Source organism: Rhodococcus cercidiphylli (assembly GCF_033042225.1).
GTDB lineage: Bacteria > Actinomycetota > Actinomycetes > Mycobacteriales > Mycobacteriaceae > Rhodococcoides.
On the sequence record NZ_JAWLKE010000022.1, the window covers coordinates 1 to 1,799 of the forward strand.

Annotated in this window: 3 protein-coding genes and 1 pseudogene; 3 read left to right on the plus strand and 1 reads right to left on the minus strand. The window is 61.3% G+C overall.

Going from position 1 to position 1,799, the window contains the following annotated elements:
* Nucleotides 1-296, plus strand: a 296-nt coding sequence (locus tag R3P95_RS25960; RefSeq protein WP_317549899.1) for a hypothetical protein, incomplete at its 5' end; no start/stop codon positions are given.
* Nucleotides 297-638: 342 nt separating this feature from the next.
* Here R3P95_RS25960 and R3P95_RS25965 read toward each other — a convergent pair.
* Nucleotides 639-926, minus strand: a complete 288-nt coding sequence (locus R3P95_RS25965; protein WP_269596896.1) for a hypothetical protein — start codon at nt 924-926, stop codon at nt 639-641.
* A gap of 50 nt (nt 927-976) precedes the next feature.
* On the opposite strand from R3P95_RS25965, the gene R3P95_RS25970 reads away from it, so the two are divergent.
* Together R3P95_RS25970 and R3P95_RS25975 are read left to right on the plus strand one after the other, a co-directional pair.
* Nucleotides 977-1,192 (plus strand): hypothetical protein, encoded by a 216-nt coding sequence (locus R3P95_RS25970; RefSeq protein ID WP_317549900.1) that lies wholly within the window; start codon nt 977-979, stop codon nt 1,190-1,192.
* A gap of 343 nt (nt 1,193-1,535) precedes the next feature.
* Nucleotides 1,536-1,721, plus strand: a pseudogene (locus R3P95_RS25975) (helix-turn-helix domain-containing protein); the annotation flags it as partial.
* Between the last annotated feature and the right edge of the window lie 78 nt (nt 1,722-1,799).

A 1,799-nucleotide genomic window follows, 5' to 3' on the forward strand; every position in this document is an offset into this window, starting at 1 on the left:
CATCGTCGATCCTTCCCACCAAGCTGAGCTCGGCGTGTCGAACCAAGGACCGGATCAACCGTTATTCAGACAGTCCCACGACGGCCAATGATCCGGTCGGTATAGCCGGTGACATGGACCCCGTCTTGAACATGATGAGGGTGATGTTGAAGGCGAAGGCACAGATGACCAGGGCTATGCAGACAACTCCGCCGACAGCCAAGATGTTCAAGAGCCAGTCGCCGGCCCTCGACCACACCGAAGGCTTCGCTTCGGCGGTTCCGTGTCGCGCTCGTGTCATGGTGTCTTTCCTATGAAGTGCCGACGAAAGCCCAGTCGGGGGTCGCAGTTTTTCCTTGCAGCGCTGGATTGGCCCAGTTGGCCGGACTGGCAGGCAAGCTGATCTCGAAGCACACGGTGATTGATGCACCCTCACTCGTCGGGGTGCCGGCAGGAAGTGTGAAAACGTTGGGGGCAGAGCCGGTCGTCACACTCACTGCACCGGCACTACCGACGACCCACGAGGGCAAACCCGTGAAAGCTGCACTACCACAGGGCGATGCTGGTGTAGCGAGCTTGACCGCGCGATACAAGAGTGCACCTCCGAGCCCTGCATCTCCCGTCAACTGTGCACCGTTGAGCTCGATCGTTGCAGCGAGTCAACCCACATCGGTTCGTAGCCGAATAGGCGCGTAGGAGACCGAACCAGGAACTACTGCATTCACGCTGGGGGCGAACGACAGCGGATTGTTGGTGCCGGTGACCGGGTTCGAGCTCCACGTCACCCCGTTGTCGACGCTGGACTGAATGCCGAACTGCCCCGACTGGAAGTTGGCGAAGCCGAGGACGTTGTCGGTCCAGCTGGCGGCAACGAGAACAGCCCCGAAACCTAGGACTATTCCCCCTGCCGCCAGTGCCCGCCGCTGTCGGGAGCGAACAGTTGTCACCGAAAATCTAGGCGATCGAAGTGCCGGCGAAGTCCCAGACGAGCTCGCCGGTGCTCTGGCCAGACACTGCGTTAGTCGTACCGGCAGGCAAGGTCACGACGAAACACAGTTCGACAGGCGTTCCAGCGTTGGCCGCTACTCCGCTGGGAATCTCGATCGGTGCCGTGGTGCCGGCACTCAACGGCGAGTTCGGTGCAACGACGGGTGTCGATCCCACAGTGCCTGCGACGCAGTCTGTCGCGGAAACGCCGGAGTACACCGTGTAGCGAAGTGCGGTGGCAAACGTGGTCGTTGCCGGAGGAACGGGCGCTGGAATGGTGGGTCCGGTCAATGTGATGCTCGCGCCGAGGTCTTGCCCGGGTTCGAGCCGCAAGCCAACGGGTGCACGAACCACGTCACCGGGGGTCATATTGTCCTTGAGCGGGATCTCGAACTGGAGACCTCCTGTCCGTGGCCATGAAAAAGTACCCACTGGTGGCCAGGTCGAGGTCCCCACTGGTGGCCAACTGAAAGTCCCCACCCCGTGTTCGTCGTGTCGATCAGGAACTCGAGGCCCGAGCGGTGACGGTGAAGGTGCCAACCACACACCGCACCGCCCGGGGAGTTCCATTGAAGTCTGCGAAGGAACGCATGGACATCATTTCCGCTTACCGCGAAGTCGGGTCGTACCGAGGAGCAGCTGAGCTCTGCGGCACCACCCACAAAACCGTCAAACGCACCATCGACAAATTCGAGGCCACCCAAGCCGGCGAGACACCGCCACCGCGGACCGACCGCGAACGCAACTACGCCGCGGTGAATCACCCTAGGTTTGATGCCGCTTCCTTCTGAGTCAGGAAGGATGAGCACATGCCCAAGAAAATCGATCCGGAG